At 67.0% G+C, this 24,106-nt stretch carries 26 protein-coding genes; 12 read left to right on the top strand and 14 right to left on the bottom strand.

Going from position 1 to position 24,106, the window contains the following annotated elements; all coding sequences use genetic code 11:
• The first annotated feature begins 57 nt into the window (after nucleotides 1–57).
• The 11 genes from ACT53M_RS09185 (at nucleotide 58) to ACT53M_RS09135 (ending at nucleotide 7,687) form a co-directional block, all read left to right on the top strand.
• Nucleotides 58–927 (top strand): flagellar motor switch protein FliM, encoded by an 870-nt coding sequence (locus ACT53M_RS09185; protein WP_476232870.1) that lies wholly within the window; start codon nucleotides 58–60, stop codon nucleotides 925–927.
• Nucleotides 924–1,223 carry a flagellar motor switch protein FliN gene (fliN, locus tag ACT53M_RS09180; protein WP_476230158.1) on the top strand — a complete coding sequence of 100 codons (300 nt, stop codon included), beginning with the start codon at nucleotides 924–926 and terminating at the stop codon, nucleotides 1,221–1,223. The genes ACT53M_RS09185 and fliN overlap by 4 nt, the downstream gene beginning before the upstream one ends.
• Entirely contained in the window at nucleotides 1,220–1,471 is a 252-nt protein-coding gene (locus ACT53M_RS09175; RefSeq protein ID WP_476230159.1) for a flagellar biosynthetic protein FliO, read from the top strand. Before fliN ends, ACT53M_RS09175 begins: the two co-directional genes overlap by 4 nt.
• The gene (fliP, locus tag ACT53M_RS09170) at nucleotides 1,471–2,304 is read left to right on the top strand and encodes a flagellar type III secretion system pore protein FliP (RefSeq protein WP_476232868.1); all 834 of its coding nucleotides are present in this window, start codon (nucleotides 1,471–1,473) and stop codon (nucleotides 2,302–2,304) included. The genes ACT53M_RS09175 and fliP overlap by 1 nt, the downstream gene beginning before the upstream one ends.
• Before the next feature lie 4 nt (nucleotides 2,305–2,308).
• Nucleotides 2,309–2,578 (top strand): flagellar biosynthesis protein FliQ, encoded by a 270-nt coding sequence (gene fliQ / locus ACT53M_RS09165; RefSeq protein WP_476230162.1) that lies wholly within the window; start codon nucleotides 2,309–2,311, stop codon nucleotides 2,576–2,578.
• Between the two features lie 28 nt (nucleotides 2,579–2,606).
• Nucleotides 2,607–3,386, top strand: a complete 780-nt coding sequence (gene fliR / locus ACT53M_RS09160) for a flagellar biosynthetic protein FliR (RefSeq protein WP_476232866.1) — start codon at nucleotides 2,607–2,609, stop codon at nucleotides 3,384–3,386.
• Nucleotides 3,386–4,522, top strand: a complete 1,137-nt coding sequence (gene flhB, locus ACT53M_RS09155) for a flagellar type III secretion system protein FlhB (RefSeq protein ID WP_476232864.1) — start codon at nucleotides 3,386–3,388, stop codon at nucleotides 4,520–4,522. Before fliR ends, flhB begins: the two co-directional genes overlap by 1 nt.
• 41 nt (nucleotides 4,523–4,563) lie before the next feature.
• Nucleotides 4,564–6,063: a flagellar filament capping protein FliD gene (gene fliD, locus ACT53M_RS09150; protein WP_476232862.1), complete on the top strand. Its 1,500-nt coding sequence runs from the start codon at nucleotides 4,564–4,566 to the stop codon at nucleotides 6,061–6,063.
• A complete protein-coding gene (locus tag ACT53M_RS09145; RefSeq protein WP_476232861.1) occupies nucleotides 6,060–6,458 on the top strand; it encodes a flagellar export chaperone FliS in 399 nt (132 codons plus the stop codon). Before fliD ends, ACT53M_RS09145 begins: the two co-directional genes overlap by 4 nt.
• A gap of 38 nt (nucleotides 6,459–6,496) precedes the next feature.
• Nucleotides 6,497–7,030, top strand: coding sequence for an NADPH-dependent FMN reductase (locus ACT53M_RS09140; protein ID WP_476232859.1), 534 nt, complete (start codon nucleotides 6,497–6,499; stop codon nucleotides 7,028–7,030).
• A gap of 69 nt (nucleotides 7,031–7,099) precedes the next feature.
• A complete protein-coding gene (locus tag ACT53M_RS09135) occupies nucleotides 7,100–7,687 on the top strand; it encodes a response regulator (protein ID WP_476232857.1) in 588 nt (195 codons plus the stop codon).
• Between the two features lie 7 nt (nucleotides 7,688–7,694).
• Here ACT53M_RS09135 and ACT53M_RS09130 read toward each other — a convergent pair whose 3' ends face one another.
• The 5 genes from ACT53M_RS09130 to argH are packed head-to-tail and all read right to left on the bottom strand — an operon-like array spanning nucleotide 7,695 to nucleotide 12,304.
• Entirely contained in the window at nucleotides 7,695–8,648 is a 954-nt protein-coding gene (locus ACT53M_RS09130; RefSeq protein WP_476232855.1) for a zinc transporter ZntB, read from the bottom strand.
• Complete coding sequence (locus tag ACT53M_RS09125) at nucleotides 8,645–9,403, bottom strand: precorrin-2 dehydrogenase/sirohydrochlorin ferrochelatase family protein (protein ID WP_476232853.1); 759 nt, start codon at nucleotides 9,401–9,403, stop codon at nucleotides 8,645–8,647. Before ACT53M_RS09125 ends, ACT53M_RS09130 begins: the two co-directional genes overlap by 4 nt.
• Entirely contained in the window at nucleotides 9,400–10,659 is a 1,260-nt protein-coding gene (gene lysA / locus ACT53M_RS09120; protein WP_476232851.1) for a diaminopimelate decarboxylase, read from the bottom strand. Before lysA ends, ACT53M_RS09125 begins: the two co-directional genes overlap by 4 nt.
• 29 nt (nucleotides 10,660–10,688) lie before the next feature.
• Nucleotides 10,689–10,931 carry a hypothetical protein gene (locus tag ACT53M_RS09115; protein WP_476228369.1) on the bottom strand — a complete coding sequence of 81 codons (243 nt, stop codon included), beginning with the start codon at nucleotides 10,929–10,931 and terminating at the stop codon, nucleotides 10,689–10,691.
• The gene (gene argH, locus ACT53M_RS09110) at nucleotides 10,928–12,304 is read right to left on the bottom strand and encodes an argininosuccinate lyase (RefSeq protein ID WP_476232849.1); all 1,377 of its coding nucleotides are present in this window, start codon (nucleotides 12,302–12,304) and stop codon (nucleotides 10,928–10,930) included. Before argH ends, ACT53M_RS09115 begins: the two co-directional genes overlap by 4 nt.
• A 25-nt stretch (nucleotides 12,305–12,329) precedes the next feature.
• On the opposite strand from argH, the gene ACT53M_RS09105 reads away from it, so the two are divergent.
• Complete coding sequence (locus ACT53M_RS09105) at nucleotides 12,330–12,875, top strand: TlpA family protein disulfide reductase (RefSeq protein WP_476232848.1); 546 nt, start codon at nucleotides 12,330–12,332, stop codon at nucleotides 12,873–12,875.
• 10 nt (nucleotides 12,876–12,885) lie between these two features.
• Here the strand turns inward: ACT53M_RS09105 and ACT53M_RS09100 are convergent, their stop codons facing one another.
• The 9 genes from ACT53M_RS09100 to ACT53M_RS09060 form a co-directional block, all read right to left on the bottom strand.
• A complete protein-coding gene (locus tag ACT53M_RS09100; protein ID WP_476232847.1) occupies nucleotides 12,886–13,842 on the bottom strand; it encodes an alpha/beta fold hydrolase in 957 nt (318 codons plus the stop codon).
• Nucleotides 13,843–13,889: 47 nt separating this feature from the next.
• The gene (locus tag ACT53M_RS09095; RefSeq protein WP_476232846.1) at nucleotides 13,890–14,762 is read right to left on the bottom strand and encodes a hypothetical protein; all 873 of its coding nucleotides are present in this window, start codon (nucleotides 14,760–14,762) and stop codon (nucleotides 13,890–13,892) included.
• A 91-nt stretch (nucleotides 14,763–14,853) separates the two neighbouring features.
• On the bottom strand, nucleotides 14,854–16,671 hold the full coding sequence (locus tag ACT53M_RS09090) for an ABCB family ABC transporter ATP-binding protein/permease (protein WP_476232845.1): 1,818 nt from the start codon (nucleotides 16,669–16,671) through the stop codon (nucleotides 14,854–14,856).
• A 48-nt stretch (nucleotides 16,672–16,719) separates the two neighbouring features.
• Complete coding sequence (locus ACT53M_RS09085) at nucleotides 16,720–17,643, bottom strand: phytoene/squalene synthase family protein (protein ID WP_476232843.1); 924 nt, start codon at nucleotides 17,641–17,643, stop codon at nucleotides 16,720–16,722.
• A gap of 1 nt (nucleotide 17,644) precedes the next feature.
• The gene (locus ACT53M_RS09080; protein ID WP_476232842.1) at nucleotides 17,645–18,226 is read right to left on the bottom strand and encodes an LOG family protein; all 582 of its coding nucleotides are present in this window, start codon (nucleotides 18,224–18,226) and stop codon (nucleotides 17,645–17,647) included.
• 57 nt (nucleotides 18,227–18,283) lie between these two features.
• Nucleotides 18,284–19,765, bottom strand: coding sequence for a phytoene desaturase (locus ACT53M_RS09075; protein WP_476232841.1), 1,482 nt, complete (start codon nucleotides 19,763–19,765; stop codon nucleotides 18,284–18,286).
• Nucleotides 19,765–20,922, bottom strand: a complete 1,158-nt coding sequence (gene crtY / locus ACT53M_RS09070; protein ID WP_476232839.1) for a lycopene beta-cyclase CrtY — start codon at nucleotides 20,920–20,922, stop codon at nucleotides 19,765–19,767. Before crtY ends, ACT53M_RS09075 begins: the two co-directional genes overlap by 1 nt.
• Before the next feature lie 104 nt (nucleotides 20,923–21,026).
• Nucleotides 21,027–23,501, bottom strand: a complete 2,475-nt coding sequence (locus tag ACT53M_RS09065; RefSeq protein WP_476232837.1) for a TonB-dependent receptor domain-containing protein — start codon at nucleotides 23,499–23,501, stop codon at nucleotides 21,027–21,029.
• A 134-nt stretch (nucleotides 23,502–23,635) separates the two neighbouring features.
• Nucleotides 23,636–24,076: a hypothetical protein gene (locus ACT53M_RS09060; protein WP_476232835.1), complete on the bottom strand. Its 441-nt coding sequence runs from the start codon at nucleotides 24,074–24,076 to the stop codon at nucleotides 23,636–23,638.
• Nucleotides 24,077–24,106: the final 30 nt, after the last annotated feature.

The raw sequence follows: 24,106 nt of genomic DNA, 5'->3' as shown, positions 1-24,106 counted from the left end.
TCGACCGCACCGGCGGAAAGGCGAACACGGCCCCGGCCCAGCGCGGAACACGCGCCGGTGCTGGGGGCGTCCAGCCTTAATCCGTTCGGCGATCTGGTGGCGTTGCAGCACCTTTCGGCACGGCTGGCCAAGTCGCTGAAGGGTATCTTCGAATATTATTATAGCAGCGAATTGCGCTGCTGGGCCGAACCGCTCGTCGTTCAGCGCTTTTCCGATTATCGCGCCGAACGTGGCGACGGGCTGACCGGCTGGCAGCCGCTGGTGATGGGCCATGCCCGTGCCCGCGCCCAAATCGTGTTCGGTGCGCGCCTGCTGCTCGAAATGCTCGACTGTTTCTTCGGTGGCGCGGGCGAGGCGGGCGAGGTGCCCGCCGAGTTCAGCCCTACTGCGCAGGGGCTGGCGGCGCGCTTCGCCGAAACGCTCTGTCCGCTTCTCGAATCGGCCTGGGAACCGCTGACCCGCATCGATTTCCAGATGGAGCAGGCGCCAGTGCTGGCGACGCTGCCCGAATTTTCTCCTGACGATGCGGTTGTCGTGACGCGCTTCGGCATCGCCTCGGGCAATGCCAAGCCGCAATATTGCGACCTCCTCTATCCTGTCGCCGCGCTGAAGCCGGTGGCCCCGGCGCTGGCGCCGAAGGTCCATGGCCCGGTCGCCGAACCCGAGCCGCAATGGCGCGCCGGCCTCACCCGTGCGGTGATGCAGGTGCAGTTGCCCGTGCGTTCCGTGCTCGCCGCGCCGGAAGTGCCGCTGACCATGCTGCTCGACCTGAAGCCGGGCGATGTGATTCCGATCGAGCTGTCGCCCGAAGTGCCGGTGATGGTTGCCGACCGTCGCCTGGGAACCGGGCTGGTCGGTACCGCCAATGGCCGCGCCGCGGTGCGCCTGACTTCGATTGAACCGATTACCGAAGAGGATCTGCGATGAACGAGATGACGGGGGGCTTTCCGGTGGACAGCGCCGTGGCCGCCAATTTCCGGCTGCTTCAGGATGTCGCAGTGAAGCTGACGGTCGAGATCGGCTCGACCCGGCTGTCGCTGCGCGAATTGCTCGCGCTCGGCGAGGAGAGCGTGATCGAGCTCGACCGCGACGCGAACGAGCTGCTCGACGTGTTCGTTAACGGCGTGCTGATCGGGCGCGGCGAAGTGGTGACGGTCGGCGAGAAGTTCGGCGTACGGATGACCGAGCTGGTCAGCCCCGACAAGCGGGCCGAACGCGCATGATGTGGCTCTATGTCCTGAAGCTGGCGATCCTGCTGCCGCTGGTCTGCGGTCTGCTGGTCGGCTGCCTCTATGCCTGGCGCAAGCTGGAAGGCCGCCTGCCCAAGCCGCAGGGCGAAAAGCTGGTGCAGGTCAAGGAAAGCATGATGCTGTCGCCGGGCCTGAAGCTGGCGGTGGTCGAGTTCGAGGGGCGCCGCCTGCTCGTCTCGGTCAGCCGCGCGGGCGTAACCCTGGTCGATCGGGCGGGCTGATGCGGATCGCGCTTCCTCATCCCCGGAGCTTCGGCGGGCGTGCAGCGCTGTTCGTGGCGCTGCTTGGTCTGGTGCTGCTGTTCATGCTGCCGGCGATGGCCCATGCCGCCGCCGCGCCGCTCCCGGCGCCCGCGCCGGCGGCGACGCCGGGTGTCGGTGATGCGGTCGATCGCGCGCTGGGCGAACTGGGTGGCGGCAACGCGCCGCTCAGCCTGTCGCTGCAGTTGCTCATCATCATGGGCCTGCTCACGGTATTGCCGGGTATCCTGTTGATGATGACCAGCTTCACGCGCATCGTGATCGTGCTGGCGGTGCTGCGTCAGGCGCTGGGGCTGCAGCAATCGCCGCCCAACCAGGTGCTGATCGGCCTGTCGCTGTTCCTCACCTTCTTCGTGATGGCGCCGGTGATCAACCAGGCGAACACCACGGCCATCCAGCCCTATGCCGCTGGCAAGATCGGCGCGACACAGATGATCGAAGGCACCGGCACGGCGCTCCACGGCTTCATGGTCAAGCAGACGCGCACCCACGATCTGAAGCTGTTCGCCGACCTCGCCAAGAGCAGCCCCTATGCCAAGCCCGCCGACATTCCTTTTTCGGTGCTGCTGCCGGCCTATGTCACCAGCGAGCTGAAGACGGCGTTCCAGATCGGCTTTCTGATCTTCCTGCCGTTCCTGGTGATCGATCTGGTCGTGGCGACAGTGCTGATGAGCCTCGGCATGATGATGCTGTCGCCGACCATCATCTCGCTGCCGTTCAAATTGCTGCTGTTCGTGCTGGTCGACGGCTGGGCGTTGACGATGGGCAGCCTCGCCTCCAGTTTTGTGAGCTAGGCCGATGGACGCCGATTATTTCCTGACCGTCGCACACGAAGCGCTGTGGATCATGGCGCTGTCCGCGGCGCCCATCCTGATCCCGGCGCTGGTTGCCGGCCTCCTGCTGGGCATGGTGCAGGCGGCGACGTCGATCCAGGAACAGACGCTGAGCTTCGTGCCCAAGCTGATCGTGGTGGGGCTGAGCCTCATCATCTTCGGCAGCATGATCCTGGGTCTGATCGGCGATTTCACCACGAGCATCTTCGAACGCATCCCCGAGCTGGTCCGGTGAAGCGGGAGGGGACGCTGGCGATGCGCCGATGAACACCGAACTCGGCTTCGGCCTCTCGATCGAGCCGCATCTCTGGGCGCTGCTGTTCGCGATGGTGCGGATCGGGGCGGCGTTTGTCGCGGCGCCGGTGTTCAACGCCGTCACCGTACCGCTGCCGGCGCGGATCGCGCTTGCCGGCGGCATCGGCGTGCTGGTGGTCAACACCACGCACATCACGCCGCCGACCGAGATTTTCGCGCTCGCGACTTTCCTGTCGGTTGCGGCCGAGGCGCTGATCGGCCTGGCGATGGGCTTTGTCCTGCAGATCGCCTTCGCCGCGCCGATGGTCGCCAGCGAAGTGATCGGCATGGGCATGGGGCTGGGCTTTGCCAATGCCGTCGATCCCAACAGCGGCGCCAGCTCGCCCGCGCTCGGCCAGTTCCTGTCGCTGCTGATGACGGTGCTATTCCTCGCCACCGACGGGCACCTGGTCCTGGTCGACCTGGTGGTGCGCAGCTATGCCGCAATGCCGCCCGGTGCCTGGCTCTCGCCCGACCGGCTGCTGGCGATCGCCATGTTCGGCGGCTATGCCTTTCTGGCCGGGTTGCTGCTGGCGCTGCCCGTCGGATTTCTGTTGCTGTGCCTCAACGTCATCATGGGGATGCTCAGCCGTGCCGCGCCGGCGCTCAACCTGTTCGCGATCGGCATTCCCGTCAGCCTCGCGCTCGGCGTGGTGGCGATCCTGCTCGCCTTGCCGGCGATGGGCGAATATTTGCAGGTCATCCTGCATGAGGGGCTTTCGGCAACCCAGCATCTGGTTCTCGGCTGATGTCGGAGGCTGGCGGCGAAAAGACCGAAGCCCCGACAGCCAAGCGCAAGCGCAAGGCCGCCGAAGACGGGCAAATACTCAAGTCGCGCGATTTCGGCGCGGCGCTGATCATGCTGGCAGGTGCCGCCTGGATGGCGATGCTGGGGCCGTCGCTGCTGCGCGCCTGCCGCGAGCTGATGACGGCGAGCCTGCATTTCGACCATGGCGACATCGAACATTTCGAGCCGTGGCGCCCGCTCGCCGAAGCGGGCTGGCGGCTGGCGCCGGCGCTGATCGGGCTGTTCGCCTTCACCGTCATCGCGGCGGTGGCGGGGCAGGCGGGGCTCGGCTCGCTCGGCTTCAACGCCAAATTGTTCGCCCCCAAGGCATCGCGGATCGATCCCGGTGCGGGGCTGAAGCGCATCTTCGGGCCTACCGGCTGGATCGAACTCGGCAAGTCGCTGCTCAAGGTGGTGCTGCTCGGGTCGATCGGCGCCTGGCTGCTCTGGTCGCTTACCGGCGGCGCGATGGGGCTGGTCGCTTCCGACATCCAGGGCGCGGTGGGCGCGCTGGGCAGTCGTTTCCTGACGCTGATGTTCGTGATGGCCTCTGGCCTGCTGCTGATCGCCGGCATCGACGTGCCGATCCAGATCTTCCGCCATATGAGCCAGCTCAAAATGACCAAGCAGGAGGTCAAGGAAGAGCATAAGGAAAGCGAAGGCTCGCCCGAGACCAAGGCGCAGCAGCGTCAGCGCCAGCGCGATATTCTGAAGGGCGGCTTCCGCAAATCGGTGGCGACCGCGCATGTCGTGCTCACCAACCCGACCCATTTCTCGGTGGCGCTGCGCTATGATGCCGGCCAGGATCAGGCGCCGGTGGTGGTGGCGAAGGGCCGCGGCCAGACCGCGCTGGCGATCCGCGAACTGGCTGCCGAGTTCAAGGTACCGGTGCTCGAATATCCCAGCCTGGCGCGCGCCGTCTATTATACCAGCCGCGAAGGGCAGGAAGTGCGTGACGACCTGTATCTGGCAATCGCGACGGTGCTGGCCTTCGTCTTCGGGGTCAATGCCCGCGCCGGGGGAATCCAGCCGCTGGTGAAGGTGCCGGACAGCGCATTGTTCGACGAAAACGGCCGGCACATCGGCAGGCCCGCCTAAAACGTGGCCGCCGCCGGCCGTTCATCGGGGAGAGGGACCAAATGACGACGACCAGCTCCGTATCCAGCACGTCCACGCCGACGCCAACGCCGACGCCGACCAGCACGTCGTCGTCGAGCAATCCGGGTCAGTCGATCGTCCAGACGCTGGGGGGGGGATCGGGCATCGACATCGGCAGTCTGGTCGACAAGCTCGTCACCGCCCAATATGACAATACCAACCAGACATTGTCGGCCAAGGCTGACAAGCTGACCACCCAGATTTCGACCGTGTCGTCGCTCAAGAGCGCGATCAGCACGTTCGACAGCTCGCTGAAATCGCTGATCCAGGGCGGCACGCTTACGGCACAGCCGACCAGCAGCAACACCGGTGTCGTCAATATCTCCGCGTTGCAAGGCGCTAGCGTCGGAAATCTTTCCTCGACGTTCGAGGTGCGCCAACTCGCCGCCGCGCAGGTGACGAGCACTGCACCGGTAGCGGATCCCACTGCGGCGATCGGCACCGGCACGCTCACGCTCCAATTCGGCACCGCCACGGTCAGCAATGGTGCCATGACGGCGTTCACCGCCGGCAGCACGCCTTCGGTTAACATTGCCATTACCAGCGCGAACAACAGCCTGCAGGGCATCGCCGCTGCCATCAACGCCCAGAATGCCGGGGTGACCGCATCGATCCTGAGCGATACCGACGGCTCGCGGCTGGTGCTGAAGAGCGCGACCGGCGCCGCCCAGGCCTTCACCTTGTCTGCCACCGAGGATTCGAGCGCTCCCGGCCTGTCGAAACTCGCGGTCGGCGTCGGCGCCAGCGGCACCACAATCAACTCGACGGCGCAGGACGCGGTGGTGGCAATGGACGGCATCGCCGTGCGGCGCCCCACCAACACGATCAAGGATCTGGTGCCGGGCGCGGAGGTCGACCTCGTCTCGGCCTCCCCGGGCACGATCGTCAATCTGGGCAGCACCCCGCCCACAGATGCGCTGAACCAGGCAGTGAACGACTTCGTCAGCGCCTATAATGTCGTGCTCGGCCAGTTGACGACGGCAACCGATCCCGTTTCTGGGCCGCTGAGCAACGACCTGGCGGCACAGACGATGCTGCGCCAGCTCAGCGGGCTGACACTGACCGATATGGTGCCCGGTGCCCCCAGTTCCGTCCCCCATACCCTCGCCGATCTGGGCGTAGCGACCAATCGCGACGGAACGCTGACGCTGAACAGTGCCCAGCTCACCAAGGCGCTTGCCACCAATTCGTCGACGATCGAGGCGATGTTCCAGGACGGTGTAGGCATTTCCGCCGCGCTCGACAACATCGCCACCACCGCCGCCAACACCACCTATGGCCTGGGCGCCAGCCAGACGACGTATGAGAACGCCAAGAGCCAGGTTGCGGACGATCAGGCCCAGGCCGCCAGCGACGCCGATGACACGCGGACGCGGCTGACGCAGCAATTCTCGACAATGAACGCGATCGTCGCGAGCTACAAAAGCACCCAGAGCTTCCTGCAGCAGCAGGTCGATGCGTGGAACAACAAGAACCAATGACACGCTATGCCACTGGACTGGCCGCCGATCCGGCGGCTACCTATCGTCAGGTCGATCTTGTCGGCCGCACCGGCGGTGCCGATCGGCATGGGCTCGTCTCGATGCTGTACGAAGAAGGGATCGCTGCGCTGCGCACCGCCGCCTGGGCTGCCGAACAGGGCCGCAGCACGGTAAAAAGCGAGCGCGTGTCGCGCGCTACAGCGGTGCTCTTCGCGCTGGAAGGCGGGCTTGATTTTGAAAAGGGCGGGGACGTCGCCCGCACGCTCGCGACTTTCTATCATGGCCTGCGCAGCAGCGTGGTACGCGCCAGCCTGAGCAATGATCCCGTGCCGTTCCGTGAGGCGGCCGCCAATCTCTCCGAGATCGCGACGGCCTGGTCGTCGATGCGGAGCTAAGCTGGCGCGCAGCCCGGCTTTGGGCTAGCGCACCAGGCATGGAACCGCTTCACATCGTTGCGCTCGGCGGCACGCTCCGGCCCGAATCGAGCACCGGCCGCATGCTGGACGCCGCGCTTGATCATGCCCGGACGCGGGGCGCGCGCACCACGCTGCTCACCGGCGATGCCATTGCCTTCCCGCATTTCGAGCCTGGCAGCGGCGCGGGCGATCCGCGCGTGACGCATTTCATCGAAGCGTTGCGCAGCGCCGATGCCGTGATCATCGGTTCGCCGGGCTATCACGGCACCTTGTCGGGTATGGTCAAGACCGCGCTCGATTATATCGAACTGCTCCGCGACGATGCGCGTGTCTATCTCGACGGGCGCCCGGTGGGGCTGATCGCGACTGCCGGTGGATGGCAGGCGGCGGTATCGACGCTGCAGGCGCTGCGTACCATCACCCACGCGCTACGCGGCTGGCCGACGCCGATGGGCATCGCCGTCAATACCAGCGAGCCGGATGCTGTCGCCCGCTGCGATACGTCTCTACAAGCGATGGTCGACCAGTTGTTCACCTTTCTCAACCGCTGACTGCCGCCACCTTTACGCTTTCGTCACGGCTTGCCCGTAACCCTGTCCGTCAGGATCGGGGATCGTTTGATGATGTATTGCAGCGGCTTTCGCGAGCTTTCGGTCGAGCGGCGGCGTTCGGTGCCGTCGCTGCTGGCAGTGGGGCGTGACCGCGCCGCGTTGAACACGCTGGCGCATCGGCTCGGCCATCTCGGCTATCTGGTGGTGCTGGCGGAAAATGGTCGCGGCGCATTGGACCTGATTGCCGCGCGCGGGTTCGATCTGGTGCTGGTCGGCGAGCATCTGCCCGATATGTCCGGGCTCCATGTGCTTGCCGAAATCCGGGGCACCCGCGACATTGCCGATCTGCCGGTGATCATGCTGGTCGATCAGGATGCGCCTGCTGCGGCGGCGCGGGCGCTGGCGGCGGGCGCCGACGATTATTTCGCGCCGCCTTTCGAATTCGATCTGCTGGCGGCGCGCCTGGATCGCACGCTGGCCCGCGCCGGGCGGCTAGAAGAGCTGAAGCGCGCCAACATGGCGCTCGACGCGCGGATTGCCGCGCGCGCCATCGAACTGGGCGAATTGCGCGGCGAACTCGCCGCCGCGCGCGCCGAACAACAGCGCCTGCGCCGTTCGATGATGCGCGGCGCGGAGCCGCTGGGCGCCGCCGCCTGAAGGCAGCTTACCCGTCGAACCAGTGGCGGCGGAGAAAATAGGCGCCGATCGCCAGCGCCATCACCACGCACATCGCGACCACACCGTCGAACGCCCAGGGCTCATGGGCATAGGGGATGCCGTCGACATTCATCCCCAGCAGACCGGTCAGGAACGTCAACGGCAGGAAGATCATCGCCACGATCGCGATCACCAGCGAGCGCTGGTCGAGCAGCTCGCCGCGCAGATCGGTCAGCGTCTCGTGCGTCAGCGCGGCGCGTTCGCGGATGCTTTCCAGCTCCTCCGCCATCCGCGCGGCGCGGTCGCCGGCGGCTGCCAGGTGCAGCCGGTCATCCTCGCGCAGCCAGTCGCCGGGTAGCGCCGCCAGCTTCTCGATCGCGGCGCGCTGCGGCGTGAGAAAGCGGCGATAGCCGATCGCCTGCACCCGGACCTTGTTGACCAGTCGCCGCAGTTCGAAGGCGCGGTGGCCCGAAATCTGCTCCTCGCAATCGTCGAGCGAATCGCCGAGTTCGGCCACCATCGGGTCCAGTTCCTCGGTAATCGCCAGCGCGATCGCGGCGATCAGGTCGCCGGGGTCGAGGATGCGGCCCGCCTCCACCTGCTCGCGCACGGTCTTCAGCGCGTTGAGCGGCTTGCGGGTGACGGAGAAGACGCAGCCGCCCAGCGCGTACATGCGGATCGACGCCAGCGGGTCGGATGCCGTCATCGCTTCCGATGACAGCCCGCGCAGGTTGATCACGGCGCCTTCGCCCACGGCGTCGCAGCGCGGCCGCGTCTCGGTCGCGGTCAGCGAATCGATGACATAGGGCGACAGCTTCGCCTCGCCGCCCAGCCATAGCTGGGCGCGCTCGTCATTGGTGGTCAGGTGGATCCAGGTGAGGCCGCCCTGCGCATCGAGCGCCGCGCGCATCGTCGGCTGCTCGACCTTGCCGTCCCTCACGACATAGGCAAAGCCGCTCATGCGCGCATTTCCAGCCATAGCGAAAGGCCGGGGCCCGGGTCGGCAGGCGGCGTGGCACAGGGGATTCGCGCGGCATCGGCGCGGGCACGGTGGAGGATCGCTTCGGGCACGTCCTCCAGATGGAAGACCCGGTCCGCCTGTGCAAGCAGGCGCGCCTGGCGGAGCGTGAGTTCTTCGGGATCGGGGGAGGTAATGCGCAGCGCCACCAGCGCGCTCGCCGGCGCATCGCCTGCTGCCAGCCAGCCCGCGACATCGCCGCCGCCCGCCAGCAGATCGAGCGCGCCGCCTTCGCCCAGCGCCTCCGCGAGTGCCCGCCGCCGCGCGGCAGGGTCCGGCCAGCGCGCCTTCATCGCCGCCCGTGCCGCACCCAGCGCATGGGCCAGCGTGCCCAGTCCCTGTGGCAGCAAGGCCTCCAGCCGCTGGCGCAGCGCCGCGGCCAGACCGGCCGACACGCCGCCGGTGCCGATCGCCACCAGCACCGGGTCGCGGTCCACAATGGCGGGCAGGGTGAAATCGCACAGATCAGGGCGATCGACGCAATTGACCAGCACGCCGCGCGCCCGAAGCCGCGCCACCACCGCTTCGGGCGCTTCGGTAGCGACGATCGCGAGCGCGGCCTCCGCCGCTTCGCCCACCACCATGGCGCCAGCGCGGTCGAGCAGCCGGCGTTTCGCCGCGGCCGCCTCCCCTTCGCCGACCAGGATAACCGGCCGCCCCGCCAGCCGGACGAACAGCGGCAGGGCGGTCAGGCTCATTGCAGCCAGTCCGGCACTTGCTCGGCTGCCATGATCTCCTCGGCGCGGATGCGCCCGGCGACCACGGCATAGCGGTCGTCCGACACCAGCACCTCGGGCACCAGCGGGCGGCTGTTGTAGGTGCTCGCCATGGTCGCGCCATAGGCGCCGGCGGTTTCCAGCACGGCGAGGTCGCCGGATGCGACCTTGTCGATCTCGCGCGCCTTCACGAACACGTCGGTGCTTTCGCACACCGGGCCGGCGACATTGGCGGTGAAGCGCTCGCCGTTCGGCTTCACTGCGGCAAAGCCGTGATAGGCGTCGTACAGCGCCACCCGGGCAAGGTCGTTCATCGCCGCATCGACGATCACCCAGGGGTGCGTAACCCCCGGCTTGACCCACAGCACTTCGGTGACGAGCACGCCTGCGCTGCCGGAAATGGTGCGGCCCGGCTCGAACATCAGCTCGACGTCCCAGCCCTGCGTCACCCGCGCGACCATCGCCGCATAATCCTCCGGTGCCGGCGGCACTTCGCCCGGGCGATAGGCGACGCCCAGCCCGCCGCCCAGATCGACATGGGTGATGGTGTGCCCGGCGGCGCGCAGCTCGGCCAGCAGCCGGCCGACGCGCTCGAACGCTGCCTCCAGCGGGGCGAGGCCGAGCAACTGGCTGCCGATATGCACCGCAATGCCGTGCAGGTTCAGCCCCGGCAGCTTGCCCAGCCGGTCGAAGATCGCCGGTGCCTCGCCGATCGGCAGGCCGAACTTGTTCTCGGCCTTGCCGGTCGAGATCTTCTCGTGCGTGCCGGCGTCGACATCGGGATTGACGCGCAGTGCGGCGCGGGCGGAAAGGCCGCGCTCGGCCGCCAGCGCGGCGAGCACCACGCCTTCTTCCTCCAGCTCCAGGTTGAACTGGCCGATCCCGGCCTCCAGCCCCTTTACCAGCTCGGCGCGCGTCTTGCCGACGCCGGAAAAGACGATGTCCTTCGCCGCCACGCCGGCGGCGAGTGCGCGTGCCATTTCGCCGCCAGAGACGACATCGGCGCCATAGCCTTCATTGGCGAGCAGCTTGAGCACCGCCAGGTTCGGATTGGCCTTGATGGCGAAGGCCAGATGCACCCGGCCCAGCGGCTTCAGCGCATCGCGAAAGGCGCGGGCATTGGCCCGGAACCGCTCGGCGGAATAGACATAGACGGGTGTGCCCACTTCGGCAGCGATGCGGGCAAGCGGAATAGCTTCGACGTGCAAATGGCCGTCGATCATCGAAAAATCGGTCATGAACCTCGGTGCGGCCCTGGGCCGTCAGATCAGTTGGGAGGCAGGTCGAACTCGTCGCTCCGCCGCGCTTCCGAACTCTGGATCAGATCGTCGCTGCGGGCGGGGCGGGTTTGCGCTGGCGCTTTGAGAAGGGCGGAAGGCGAGGGCGTCGCCGCGGCGCCATAGGGCGCAACCGGCAACGAGGCCCCCGGCGCGGGGGCAAGGCCCTCGCGCGCGCCGCAGCCGCACAGTCCGAGCGCAAGGCCCGTGGCGAACAGCAGTCGCTTCCTCATGCTTCCTCCTCGCGGCCCTTGCGCGCCGCCGCTATGGCCGCGCGAACCCGCGCGGGTGCCGTACCGCCGAAACTGGTGCGGCTGTTCACCGACGCATCGACGCTGAGCACGCCATATACGCGATCATCGATGCGCGCGTCGATTTCCTTTAGCGCATCGATCGATAGCTGATCGAGCCGTACGCCGTCGGCCTCCGCCCGCGCCACGGCGCGGCCGGTGATATGGTGTGCCTCGCGGAACGGGATGCCGCCTTCGCGCACCAGCCAGTCGGCCAGGTCGGTGGCGGTCGAATAGCCTGCCTCGGCCGCCGCGCGCATCCGCTCCAGCCGAAAGGTAGCGCTTTCGACCATGCCGGTCATCGCCGCAATGCTCAGGCCCAGCAGGTCGTGCGCCTCGAACACCGGCGGCTTGTCGTCCTGCATGTCCTTCGAATAGGCGAGCGGCAGCCCCTTCATCGTCATCATCAGGCTGAACAGCGCGCCGCTGATCCGCCCCGCATGGCCGCGCACCAGCTCGGCCGCGTCGGGATTGCGCTTCTGCGGCATGATCGAGCTGCCGGTCGACCATTGGTCGGACAGCGCGACAAAGCCGAACGGCTGGCTGGCCCAGATCACGAATTCTTCCGCCAGCCGGCTGAGGTGCAGGCTGCACTGGGCGGCGGCGGTCAGATAATCGAGCGCGAAGTCGCGGTCCGACACCGAATCGAGCGAGTTGCGCGTCGGCCCGTCAAAGCCCAGCGCCTTCGCGGTCGCCTCGCGGTCGAGGTTGAACCCCGTCCCCGCCAGCGCCGCCGATCCCAGCGGGCAGAGGTTCATCCGCGCCCGCGCATCCTTCAGCCGCGACCGGTCGCGCGCGAACATTTCGAAATAGGCCATCAGGTGATGGCCCAGCGTCACCGGCTGCGCGACCTGCAAATGGGTGAAGCCCGGCATCACGCTGTCGGCATGCTGCTCGGCCCGCGCCAGCAGCGCATCCTGCAGCGCGCCCAGTGCCGCATCGGCCTGGTCGATCGCGTCGCGCACCCACAGGCGGAAATCGGTCGCGACCTGGTCGTTGCGCGAGCGCGCGGTGTGCAGCCGCCCGGCGACCGGCCCGATCTTCTCGGCCAGCCGGCTTTCGGACAGCATGTGAATGTCTTCGAGCGCCAGATCCTCGGGCACGCCGTTCGCGGCAAAGTCTTCGGCGACCTGGTCGAGTCCCGCACCGATGGTGGCGGCATCTTCCGCGCCGACAATGCCCTGCTGCCCCAGCATCGCGACATGCGCCTTCGATCCGCGCAGATCCTGGCGCCACATCCGCTTGTCGAAGGGAATAGAGGCGTTTATCTCCCGCATCACCGCGGACGGGCCTTCGGCAAAGCGCCCACCCCACATGCTATTGGAGCTATGCTTGCGCTCGGTGATCGGTCTTCTCCTTCTGGGCGCCCTTGCAGTTGCGGGGTGCGATAAGCAATCCCAGCCGCCACAGCAAGCGAACGCAAGCGCGGCGTCGGCGATCCCGGCTGCTGGGGCGCCTGATCGCAGCCACAAGGGCGAAGCGGCGCCCACGCTGGCGTTCACCGACATGGCGGGCAAGAAGACGACGCTGGCCGATTTTCGCGGCAAGCCGGTGCTGGTCAATCTATGGGCGACCTGGTGTGCGCCGTGCATCAAGGAAATGCCGACGCTCGACGCGCTCGCGGCAAAGGCGGGCGACCGCCTGACCGTGATTCCGCTCAGCCAGGACCAGAAGGGCAAGGCCGTGGTCGCGCCTTTCTTCGCCCAGCATGGCTACAAGGCGCTGAAGCCGTGGCTCGATACCGATTCCGGCTTCTCGCTCCAGCTCGGCGTGAACCTGCCGACGACAATCCTGTTCGATTCGGCCGGAAAGGAAGTGTGGCGCCTGTCGGGTGAGTTTGACTGGGCCGGCGACAAGGCCGCCGCGCTGATAGCCGAAGCGAAATAGCCGCGCCGGACTAGGCCATTCCGGCCAGCACCTCGCGCAGCCAGGCCTCGGTTGCGCCCGGATGCGTCACGGGCAGCATATGCCCGCCTTCGATCAGGGTAAGCTGCGCGCCGGGAATCTGCGCGGCCGTGCGCTCGCCATGGACGGCGGGATCGAGCACCGCATCCTGGCGGCCATAGAGAATCGCCACCGGCAGCGTGATTTCGCCATAGCGCGGCACCATCGCCGCGACGGCGGCACGGGCCATGCCCAGTTCGAAGCTTCCCATCTCATAGGATTTGGATCGGGCCGCGAGCGCGCCGCCGCCGGCAGTGGCGAAATCCGCCGGCACCGGATCGGGGGCGAACACGGCGACGGCATTGCTGCGGCCGCGCGCTACCGCCATCGGCACGGCAATGGTCCAGGCGATCGGCCGGCGCAGCGGTAGCGGTGCCATCAGCCCGGCGAACACCGCCGGCGGGCGATCGACCGGCTGGGTCAAGGGCGCGATCAGCGCCAGCGCTCCCGGCACATCGGGCCGCTCGAACGCCATCGCCAGGGCCAGCGCGCCGCCCATCGAATGCCCGACGACCAGCGGCTTTTCGAGCCCGAGCTGCTCGATCAGCGCCGCGATCATCCGTGCCTGCCCGGCAAGGTCGGGGCGAGCACCGGTCAGATGCGAATGCCCCCAACCGGGCCGGTCGACCAGAATCACGCGATGGTCCCGCGCCAGATGCGCCGCCAGCGAATGGCTGAAGTTGCGCACCTGACCCATCAGCCCGTGGATCATCACGATGGGCGGCGTGTCGGGGGGCGGCGTGTCGGGCGTTTCCTCCGGCCCCAGCTCGACAAAGTGCAGCCGCGCGCCTTCGACATCGGCGAAGCGGCCGTCGGGCGGTACCATTTCCTCGGCCTTGCGCCCCACCCAGGCCGACCAGCCGGCGAGCCCGAGAACGCCTATCCCCGCAAGTCCGAACGGTATCAGCATCCGAATGTCTCCTCCCCCATCGAACGCCTCCCGGCACGTTTCGATGCCTAGCGGATATAGCCGTTCTTGCGCAGAAAGTCCTTCAGGTCCGGCACGAAGGCGGCCTTGTTCCACGTCGAGTGCGGATCATAATGCGCCAGCATATCCTTCCATGCCCGCCCGAACTGGCCGACACGGGCCGCATCGGCGACATAACCGGCGCAGGCGCCGTTGCGTTCGACATCCTGCGAGGCGGGCGCAATGCACGCCGCCCGCGCTTCCGCCATCTTCATTTCGAATAGCGGGCGCAGGCCCGGCATTGCCGATACGTCGATGCTCTTGCCGTCCCGAATGTTCAGCACCAGCGGCGGCGGCATGCTGCCGGCATAGCTGGAGAAGCGATAGAGAAACGTGTCATCGGTCAGCACGAAATCGGCGATCCCGTCGCCGGAGATGTCGATCGGGAATTCGTCGATCGTCGCATCGAACAGCCCGGTCCGCTTGCCGTTGCCGATCGGCCGCCGCAGCCGCACCACCTGATAATGGTCTCCCGTGGGCACGGCGACATCGATCACGCTGCAGCAATGTGCGCCCCCGGTGAAGGTCTCCAGCAGGACCGCCGGCTGCTTCACGCGTTCGTCGACGCGGCCGATGCCGAAGCGATAGCTGATGCCCGGCAGGCCGCGCAGCGTCACCGGCTGCATGCCAGGCTGGGTGATGGTGACGACGGCGACCCGGTCCTGCGGCTTTGGCGCATCGGACGGCGCGATCGTCAGGCGCAGACTGTCATATTTGTAGGTGACGCTGCCCTTGTCGGGCTGCCAGTTGAGCAGGCTGCGCCAGGGTAGCGACGGCAGGCTGGGCTGGGCAGGCTGGGCGGAAGCGGGCGAGACGAAGGACAGCGCTGCGGCGAGCGCCGTTACAAGTAACGATACGCGCATGGGGACAGAGGCTCCGATTCGAGGAACGCCGCCAATATATCGGGCTTCCACCCCTCCGTCTATCGACAGATATGCACGGTTCGTCGCAATTTCATCCCGCGACGGGCGCCTCGCCTTCCTCGCGCTCCTGTGCCTGTCGCGCCCACATTTCGGCATAGACGCCGCCTTCGCGCAGCAGCTCGGCATGGGTGCCCTGCTCGACGACGCGGCCCGCCTCCAGCACCACGATGCGGTCGGCATGGACCACCGTCGACAGGCGGTGGGCGATGACGATGGTGGTGCGGCCCTGCTCGATCGCTTCCAGCGTCGCCTGAATGTCCGCTTCGGTGCGGCTGTCGAGTGCGCTGGTGGCTTCGTCGAGGATCAGGATCGGCGGGTTCTTCACCAGCGTGCGGGCAATGGCGACGCGCTGCTTCTCGCCGCCCGACAGCTTCAGCCCGCGCTCGCCGACGCGCGTGTTCAGCCCCTCGGGGAGTGCCTGGATGAAGCCGGCGATGGCCGCACCGCGCGCGGCATCGGCGATTTCCTCCGGCGTCGCACCTTCGCGGCCATAGGCGATGTTGTAGCCGATCGTTTCGTTGAACAGCACCGTGTCCTGCGGCACGATGCCGATTGCGGCGCGCAGGCTCGCTTGGGTAACGCCGCGAATGTCCTGCCCGTCGATGGTGATGCGGCCGCCGGTCACGTCGTAGAAGCGGTACATCAGCCGGGCGAGCGTGGACTTGCCCGCACCCGACGGCCCCACCACCGCGACCGTGGCGCCTGCGGGAATATCGAGATCGATGCCCTTCAGGATCTGCCGGTCGGGGTCATAGCCGAACTGCACGCCTTCGAACCGCACATGGCCGCGCGCGATCGCCAGCGGCTGCGCGTCGGGGGCGTCCTTCACTTCGGCATTGGTGTCGAGCAGATCGAACATCGCCCCCATGTCGATCACGCCCTGGCGGATCGTGCGATAGACCCAGCCGAGCATGTCGAGCGGGCGGAACAACTGGCTGAGCAACGTCGAGACCAGCACCACCGCACCCGGCGTGAACTGGCCCGTCGACCAGCCGAACACGACCAGCGCCATGCCGGCCGCCAGCATCAGGTTGGTGATCATCGCCTGGCCGATATTGAGCCAGGCGAGCGAATTCTCGCTGGTGACGGCCGCGTTCATATAGGCGGTCATCGCCTTGTCGTAGCGCGCGCTCTCACGGGCTTCGGCATTGAAATATTTGACCGTTTCGAAGTTGAGCAGCGAATCGACCGCGTGCGCGACCGCGCCGGTATCAAGGTCGTTCATCTTCTCGCGCAGCTTCGATCGCCAGTCCGTCACCCAGCGCGTGAAGGCGATATAGACGATCACCATCGCCAGCGTGCCGCCCACCAGCCAGCCGCCGAACTTCGTGCCGAAAATGCTCAGCACGATGGCCAGCTCAAGGATGGTCGGCGCAATGTTGAACAGCAGGAAATAGAGCATCGTGTCGATGCTCTTGGTGCCGCGTTCGACCACCTTGGTGACGGCGCCGGTGCGCCGCTCCAGATGGAAGCGCAGGCTCAGCTGGTGGAGGTGGCGGAACACGTCGGAGGCGAGCCGGCGGGTCGCATCCTGCCCCACCCGCTCGAACACGGCGTTGCGGACGTTTTCGAACAGCACCGTTCCCAGCCGGGCGGCGGCGTAGCCGGTGGTCATCGCCACGACCAGCCAAACCCCGCTGCGCGGGCCGGATGCCATTGCGTCCACCGCCCCCTGCAGGCCGAACGCGCCATAGATCTGCACCAGCTTGGACACGAGCACCAGCAGCAGCGCGAGCACGATACGCACCCGCAACCCCGGCGCATGGCGCGGCCAGAGATAGGGAAGGAAGCGGCGCATGGTGGCGAGCATCGGCCGCTCGGCCGCAGCAGACGGGGTTTCGGGAGGCATGGTGCCCATCTGGGGCGCAGGCGGTCGCGATGCAACGCCTGACGCGCGTCAGCGCGGCCTGCTCCACAGACCCGGGGGCCGCGGACCGGGCCGGCGCCGGGCCGCGGACAGCGCGGCAGCAAAAATCGCGTGCAGCTTTTCCCCTGCCGAGGTCGTAACCCGCGCGTCCCAGGCGGCGGCCCCGCGCGCGGCGACCTTGCGGCCGATCCCGCCATAAATATCCGCCGCCGCCAGCACCGCCCAGGCGGAGCGATAGGACAAGGCCGCCGCCGCGCCGCGCGCGCTTTCCTCATAGCGCTGTGCACGGTCGGTCAGCCGCCGTGCCAGCACGGCCAGCGCCGCCCGGTCGGCAAGCGGCGCCTCGGCGGCAAGCCCCAGTTCGGCGAGCCAGTCGGCGGGCAGGTAGCAGCGCCCGGCCTCGGCATCCTCGCCCAGATCGCGGGCGATGTTGGCGAGCTGGAACGCCAGCCCCAGATCGCACGCGCGGTCGAGCACCGCCTCGTCCTGAGGGGAGACGCCCATCACCACTGCCATCATGCAGCCGACCACGCCGGCGACATGGTAGCAATAGCGCAGCAGATCGTCCTCGCGCTGCGGCCGCCAGCCGGCAGCGTCGAGCGCGAACCCTTCGATCAGATCCCAGGCGAAGCGGTGCGGCATCGCCGTTTCCTGCACAACGATGCGCAGTGCATCGAACGCCGCCTCGCCCACCCACGCACCGTCGAGTGCCGCCGCCGTGCGCTCGCGGATCATCGCCAGGCGCGCCTGCGGGTCCGCGACGCGGGTCATGCCATGGCCATGGTTCTGCCCGTCGGCCAGGTCGTCGCAGCGCCGGCACCAGGCATAGAGCAGCCAGGCGCGCTCGCGCGTGGGCCGGTCGAACAATTTGCTCGCCGCCGCAAAGCTGCGCGAGCCGCGCGCAATCGACTCGCCGGCCGTGGCGACGATCGCATCGCGACCCGGAAAACGCATCCTAGAGCTGCTCGCGCCGCAGCTGGACGATCGAGACGGTCGGCTGCGCGGCCGCCATTTTGGCGAGCAGTCCGTCGATCGTGTCGTCGACGATCAGCAGATCCTGATGCTGCGGACGGACAAAGCCCACCGTTCCCATATGCTGCCAGAATTCGATCAGCTTGTCGTAATAGCCGGCGACATTGAGCAGGCCGATCGGATCGCGGTGATAGCCGAGCTGCGCCCAGCTCATCGCCTCCCACAATTCGTCCATCGTGCCGGTGCCGCCGGGCAGGTTGACGAAGCCGTCGGCCAGTTCGGTGAAACGCGCCTTGCGCTCGTGCATCGTCTCGACGACTTCCAGGCTGGTCAGCCCGCGATGCGCGACTTCGGCATTGACGAGCAGCGTCGGGATAATCCCGATCACTTCGCCGCCCGCCTCCAGCGCCGCATCGGCCACCGCGCCCATCAGCCCGAGCCGGCCGCCGCCATAGACCAGGCCGATGCCGCGCTCCGCCAAAGTGCGGCCCAATGCCCGGGCGCTTTCGATATAGACCGGATTGGCCGGGCTGGCCGAACCGCAATAGACGGCGATACGCTTCATGCAGTGCTCCTGATGGCGCGGCCTAGTAGCGTGTTTTGCCGGGAATGGTGAGGGGCTTTACGCGCCAATCTCCCCCAGCATCAGTTCGGCCGTCGCCTTGGCGCTGCCGACCACGCCGGGAATGCCCGCGCCGGGGTGTGTGCCGGCGCCGACGAAATAGAGGTTGGAAATCGCATCGTCGCGATTGTGCACGCGGAACCAGGCGCTCTGCGTCAGGATCGGTTCCAGGCTGAACCCCGAGCCGAGATGGGCGTGCAGGTCGTCGCGGAAGTCGGTGGGCGCGTAATGGAATTTGGTGACGATCCGGTCCGCCAGGTCGGGGATCAGCCGGCGTTGCACTTCGGCGAGGATGCGCTGCTCGAGCATCGGCCCCACCTCGCGCCAGTCGGCCGGGAACTTGCCCAGATGCGGCACCGGCGCCAGCGCATAGAAGGTCGAATGGCCTTCGGGCGCCATGCTGGCATCCGATGCGCTCGGATGGTGGAGGTAGAGCGAGAAGTCCTCGCTCAGCACCCCGTGCGTGTAGATGTCGTCGAGCAGGCCCTTATAGCGCGGCCCGAACAAAATCATGTGGTGCGGAATATCGGGGAAGGTGCCGCGCAGCCCGAAATGGACGACGAACAGCGAAGGCGAATAGCGCTTGTTGAGCAGTCGCGCCGAGGTCCGCCGGGCGCTCCGCGATCCGCGGAGCAGGTCGCGATAGCTGTGGACGATGTCGGCATTGCTCGCCACGGCGTCGACTTCGAGCTCGAAGCCGCTCGCGGTGCGCAGGCCCGTTACCCGGTCCCCCAGCGTCCGTATCTCGTCGACCGGATCGCCCAGCCGTACCACGCCGCCCAGCCGCTCGAAGTGACGGACCATGCCGGCAACCAGCCGGTTGGTGCCGCCTTCGGCCCACCATACGCCGCCGTCGCGCTCCAGCTTGTGGATCAGCGCATAGATGCTGCTGGTTGCCATCGGATTGCCGCCGACCAGCAGCGTGTGGAACGACAGCGCCTCGCGCAGCTTCTCGTTCTTCACGAAGCTGGAGACCATCGAATAGACCGACCGCCACGCCTGATGCTGCATCAGGGCCGGCGCTGCTTTCAGCATCGATTTGAAGTCCAGGAACGCCTTGGCGCCCAGCTTCACATAGCCCTCGCGATAGACGCTTTCGGAATAGCTGAGGAAGCGGCGATAGCCGGCAATGTCATGCGCATCGAGCTTGGCGATCTCGCCGGCCAGCACGCCGTCTTCGTTGGTATAGTCGAACGTCGTGCCGTCGGGCCAGTGCAGCCGGTAGAAGGGCAGCACCGGCTTCAGCGTCACGTCTTCGGAAATGTCATGGCCCGACAGGCGCCACAGCTCGCCCAGCGCCGCAGGGTCGGTGATGACGGTGGGGCCGCCATCGAAGGTGAATCCGTCGCGCTCCCAATAATAGGCCCGGCCGCCCGGCCGGTCGCGCGCTTCGATCAGCGTGGTGTCGACGCCCGCCGATTGCAGGCGGATGGCCAGCGCCAGCCCGCCAAAGCCGGCGCCGATGACGGCAGCGCGCTTCATTATCGACCCCCGATCGCGGCAAGCGCGCGGCCGATCGGCACCGGCGGCTTGCCGGTCAGCACGCGGGCGCGGTCCATCCAGGTCGATTGGCCGGCATAGAAGCGCTGGATCAACCCTGCGTCCAGCCGATAGAAACGTTCCAGCACGCGATAGCGCTCCCCCGGTTCGGCCGCTTTGAACAGCATCGCGGCCAGCATGCGATAGAAGCCGCGCTTGCGCCATAGCGTGCGCGCATGGCCATACAGCATTTGGTGCAGCCCCGCGCCGGAAAGGTCGCGCGTCTCCGCCACCAGCGCCGCCGTGCGCACCGCGTCGGGAAAGCTGTAGCCGGTCATCGGGTGGAACAGCCCGGCCTTCATGCCCGCCTTGGCGACACCGGCACCGCCCGCGTTCCAATAGGCGGCGATGTCGCCTCCCATCGCGACCGGCAGGCTGCCGGCTTCCTCGCGCACGACCTGCTCGACTTCCCAGCCCTGCGCGGCGACATAGGCTTCGATGCGGTCGCCGGTGGCGTCCAGATCGATCTCCGGCGTGTCGCTGTAATAAGTGTCCTCGACGAACATCCGCGTCGCGGCAAAGGGCAGGCAATAGACGAAGCGATAGCCGTCGATCTGTTCGACGGTCGCGTCCATGATGACCGGCCGGTCGATGCCGTGGATATCGGCTAGCGCCAGCTCTGCGCCGTGGAATTTCTGCCAGCCGAGCTGCAGCGCGCCGGTATCGCCCATGCCCCGGCAGTCGATCACGCCTTCGGCCTCGACCAGATCGCCGTCCGCCAGCGCGACGGCGGTGGGCGTCACGTCGGCGGCCCGACGGCCCAGCAGCAGCGCGCGCGGGCCGAGCGCGGCGCGCACCACCCGGTCGAGCCGGTCGGATTCGACGGAGTAATAAGGCGCCCGCAGCGTCCGGTGGAGCTCGGGAAAGGCGACATCATAGTTGCGCCAGCCATGGCTGATCAGCGGCGCGGCCAGCCAGCGATGCTGCGGCGCCACATCGCTGCCGAAGAAGGACCAGAGGTGATTGCCGCCGATCGTTCCCGATCCCTCGATCAGGCGGATGTCACAATTGGGCTTTTTCTGACGGAGCGCGAGGGCGATGAGCCCGCCTGCTAGGCCGCCGCCGACAATGGCGACGTCGCAACTGATGGTGGACGGCATCGCGGCGGCCTAGCCCATGCGCGCCGCCGGGGGAACCCCAAGCTTGGTCCGCAGCGGTGAAGCGGGGCCAGGCGTGGCCGGAAAGACCGGCCACGCCGCACGCCTCAGAAGTCCAGCTTTGCCGAAACCGAAACGGTGCGGCCGTTGATCGAGCGCGCCCAGCCGATGCCATTGGCCGGCACTTCGCTCTGGTTCACTTCAAAGAAGCCCATGGTATTGAACAGGTTGCTGGCGTTCAGCATCAGCGTCACGCGATGGACCGGCCGCACCAGTGCAAAGGCGTTGACGACGGTGAAGCCCGGCATCTTCAGCAGATTGCTGTCCTGGGCATAGCTGTCGGTGATGGTCACCACATTGGCGCCGATCGTCACCACGCGCAGGTCGATCTGCGGTGTCGCTTCCAGCGTCCAGGCGGGCTGGTGGCGCGGCTGCTTGCCGGTCAGTGTCGGGTCCAGCTTGTCCTCGGTGATCTTCGCCTTGGTATAGGTCGCGCCGGCGGTGATGCTGAACGGCCCGCGACGGAAGCTGCCCTCCATTTCCAAGCCATAGGCGCGGTAGCGGCGGATCGTTTGGTTGGCCGACCCGTTCAGGACATTATGGTCCTCCGCATGGGCCAGGAACGCCGTGACATTGAGCGTCGCGCCCGATTTGCGGAACTTGAAGCCGCCTTCCAGCTGGCGGACATCGTCATATTTGTCGTCGCCATTGGCCACATCGCCGGTCGTCGTGCTTACCGCCGGGGTGAACAGGATCTTGTCGGCATTGGTCCGCGCACCGCGGCTGTAGCGGGCAAACAGCGAGAAGGGCTCGGCGACGCGATAATTGATGCCGCTCGAATAGCTGAGATAGCCGTAATTATAGTCGACCGGCGCCGGCGCATCGAGCGGCAGATAGGCAACCCGCTTCTCCGGCGCGGAAATCACGCCGTCGCCATTGATGTCATAGCTGATGATGCCGTTGCGGCCACCGCCCAGATCTGCGCCATAGAGCTTGCCGCGCACCCGCCCGCGATCATAGCGCAGGCTGCCGCCGATCGCGAGCTTGCCGATATGGTAGTTCGCCGAGCCATAGGGCGCGACAATGTCGTACGAGACATCGAAGATACGGCGGAATTTGCTGCCGTTGCGGCTGAAGGTGTAATAGCCGCCCAGCGTCTGGGCCACGCCGCCGGCGCTGCGCACATCCACCATCGCCGTACCGGCATCGCCTGCGACATCGGTGTCGATGCCAGCGTGGAGCCACTGGGTGTAAAGTTTCTGGTTCGCCTTGTAGAGGCCGGCGGTAAGAGTCAGGTCGCCGCCCCCCGTCTTGATCACGCGGGTTGCGCGGAAGTCGTTGGTGAAATTGTCGAGCGATCGCGCGCGCGTTTCGGCCATGTAGGAAAAGGCGAGCAGCCCATTGCCGTTGGCATTGGCCGGCACCGGCTGGCCGGCATTGGGGCCGGTTGCATAGGTCGCCACTGCGCCCGTCCCGGCCTGCGAGGCGGCCAGCGCCGCCACAGTATTCACCGCAGAGGGGAATACGCGCAGGAAATCGCCCGAATTGGCCGAATAGCGGGCCTTGTCGCTGATCGTGAAGCCGGCGACGTCGAACTGCGCCTCGAATCCAACCGACTTGCTCACCGGGTGCATCCCGCGTGCGAGCGGAAAGCGCTGCAGCTTGTTGTCGCCGTCCAGCGTCACCACCGGGCCGATATTGGGCGACAGAGTCGAATCCTTGCGGATGTCGAACCCGGCATAATTGCTATAGACCGGATTGTCGTTGGTGCCGGTGATGCGGACGAAATAGGGCGCGAAGGTCGGCGAACGGTCGTCGAGCCACTTGCCGCTTACCCGGACATAACCGTTCGAGAATTGCCGGGTGACGTTAAAGCGCAGCTGGCCGCCCTTGTAGCCCGTGAATCCGATGTCGCGCGGGCCTTCGCCCGAGCGGTAATAGCCACCGACATGAAAGCGCCAGCCGCCGCCCAGGCGGTTGCCATAATCGAAATCGACGCGCTTCTCGCCATAATCTAGGCCGGTGCTGAATTGCACCGCGCCGCCCGGCGTGTCGCCGGTCTTGGAAATCAGGTTGATGACGCCGCCGGGCGCGTTCGACGAAAAGGTCGATCCCGACCCGCCGCGAATCGATTCGATCGCGGCGACGTTGAAGTCGGCGCGCATATAGACATCGGCAGCGATGTTGAAGAAATCGCCGAATTCCAGGACGGGCAGCCCGTCTTCCTGCATCTGCATATATTTAGAACCGCCCGCCGCCAGCGGCAGGCCGCGCACGGTGTAGTTCGCATTGCCCTCGCCGATGCCGCTTTCGACGCGCAGGCCCGGCATGGTGCGCAGCACGTCGCCCAGCGGACGCGGACCCAGTTCCTGAAACTCGCTGGCCTTGAGCGCGCTGGTCGAGGTCGCACTGTCGAGCCGGTCGCGCCCCTTGGCTACGCCGGTCGAAAAGACTTCCTTTTCGGGTGCAGGCTGCGCACTGCGTGGCTTGGCGTCCGATGAGTCGCTACCTGCAGACTGTGCCAGCGCAGGCTGCGCGGCGATACCCGCAGTGCAGGCGAGTAAAAGCTGCCGGAAGGTCACGAGCCAACTCCTGCCGAGGCTGGTTTTTATCCAGTTTATTATAGGTTGCGGGCGGGGGTGGCCGGGTATGGACTATTACGTAATCTGGAGTTGCACTTTGATGTGCAGCCCGTTCGGTATTATTTGATTTTTGATTATATTGCGATGCGGTGGTTTGTCTGTAAGCCGCGCGTAATCGGGCGGCTTTCGTCCCGCTCGATCACCGGTACTTCCCAGGGGTGGGCCGACAGGATCGCGGCAATAGCGGCATCGATCGCCTCGGCGCCGGCTTCCGCGGGAAGGTGCAGGGTCAGGATTACCGTTGGCGACATCGTCTCGCACGCGGCACTGCCCAGTGTCGGGCGCGCGTCGGGGCCGGGGGTGAACATCTCCCAGCCCGGCGACAGTTCGACGACACCGCGATAGGCGCCGAAATCGCCGACCGGATTGTCGGCGCGGACGATGGCCAGCATCGCCGCCAGCACCGGATCGCCGGCCGGGGCGGCTTCACCTGCAGCCAGTCGCGCGAGCGTCGTCGCGCTGACCGGGCAATGGACGCGCAGCCGCGTTACGCTGCGTTCGCCATGCCGTGCCATATCCGCCCCCATCTTCCCTGGAATCTTGCG

It is taken from the genome of Sphingomonas sp. DMC6, assembly GCF_056314225.1.
This window is presented reverse-complemented; position numbering and strand designations above follow the sequence as displayed.

Coding starts and splice junctions, on each gene's coding strand:
- fliN (WP_476230158.1), top strand. CDS start 924: ATGAACGAGATGACGGGGGGCTTTCCGGTGGACAGCGCCGTGGCCGCC.
- ACT53M_RS09175 (WP_476230159.1), top strand. CDS start 1,220: ATGATGTGGCTCTATGTCCTGAAGCTGGCGATCCTGCTGCCGCTGGTC.
- fliP (WP_476232868.1), top strand. CDS start 1,471: ATGCGGATCGCGCTTCCTCATCCCCGGAGCTTCGGCGGGCGTGCAGCG.
- fliQ (WP_476230162.1), top strand. CDS start 2,309: ATGGACGCCGATTATTTCCTGACCGTCGCACACGAAGCGCTGTGGATC.
- fliR (WP_476232866.1), top strand. CDS start 2,607: ATGAACACCGAACTCGGCTTCGGCCTCTCGATCGAGCCGCATCTCTGG.
- flhB (WP_476232864.1), top strand. CDS start 3,386: ATGTCGGAGGCTGGCGGCGAAAAGACCGAAGCCCCGACAGCCAAGCGC.
- fliD (WP_476232862.1), top strand. CDS start 4,564: ATGACGACGACCAGCTCCGTATCCAGCACGTCCACGCCGACGCCAACG.
- ACT53M_RS09145 (WP_476232861.1), top strand. CDS start 6,060: ATGACACGCTATGCCACTGGACTGGCCGCCGATCCGGCGGCTACCTAT.
- ACT53M_RS09140 (WP_476232859.1), top strand. CDS start 6,497: ATGGAACCGCTTCACATCGTTGCGCTCGGCGGCACGCTCCGGCCCGAA.
- ACT53M_RS09135 (WP_476232857.1), top strand. CDS start 7,100: ATGATGTATTGCAGCGGCTTTCGCGAGCTTTCGGTCGAGCGGCGGCGT.
- ACT53M_RS09130 (WP_476232855.1), bottom strand. CDS start 8,648: ATGAGCGGCTTTGCCTATGTCGTGAGGGACGGCAAGGTCGAGCAGCCG.
- ACT53M_RS09125 (WP_476232853.1), bottom strand. CDS start 9,403: ATGAGCCTGACCGCCCTGCCGCTGTTCGTCCGGCTGGCGGGGCGGCCG.
- lysA (WP_476232851.1), bottom strand. CDS start 10,659: ATGACCGATTTTTCGATGATCGACGGCCATTTGCACGTCGAAGCTATT.
- ACT53M_RS09115 (WP_476228369.1), bottom strand. CDS start 10,931: ATGAGGAAGCGACTGCTGTTCGCCACGGGCCTTGCGCTCGGACTGTGC.
- argH (WP_476232849.1), bottom strand. CDS start 12,304: ATGTGGGGTGGGCGCTTTGCCGAAGGCCCGTCCGCGGTGATGCGGGAG.
- ACT53M_RS09100 (WP_476232847.1), bottom strand. CDS start 13,842: ATGCTGATACCGTTCGGACTTGCGGGGATAGGCGTTCTCGGGCTCGCC.
- ACT53M_RS09095 (WP_476232846.1), bottom strand. CDS start 14,762: ATGCGCGTATCGTTACTTGTAACGGCGCTCGCCGCAGCGCTGTCCTTC.
- ACT53M_RS09090 (WP_476232845.1), bottom strand. CDS start 16,671: ATGCCTCCCGAAACCCCGTCTGCTGCGGCCGAGCGGCCGATGCTCGCC.
- ACT53M_RS09085 (WP_476232843.1), bottom strand. CDS start 17,643: ATGCGTTTTCCGGGTCGCGATGCGATCGTCGCCACGGCCGGCGAGTCG.
- ACT53M_RS09080 (WP_476232842.1), bottom strand. CDS start 18,226: ATGAAGCGTATCGCCGTCTATTGCGGTTCGGCCAGCCCGGCCAATCCG.
- ACT53M_RS09075 (WP_476232841.1), bottom strand. CDS start 19,765: ATGAAGCGCGCTGCCGTCATCGGCGCCGGCTTTGGCGGGCTGGCGCTG.
- crtY (WP_476232839.1), bottom strand. CDS start 20,922: ATGCCGTCCACCATCAGTTGCGACGTCGCCATTGTCGGCGGCGGCCTA.
- ACT53M_RS09060 (WP_476232835.1), bottom strand. CDS start 24,076: ATGGCACGGCATGGCGAACGCAGCGTAACGCGGCTGCGCGTCCATTGC.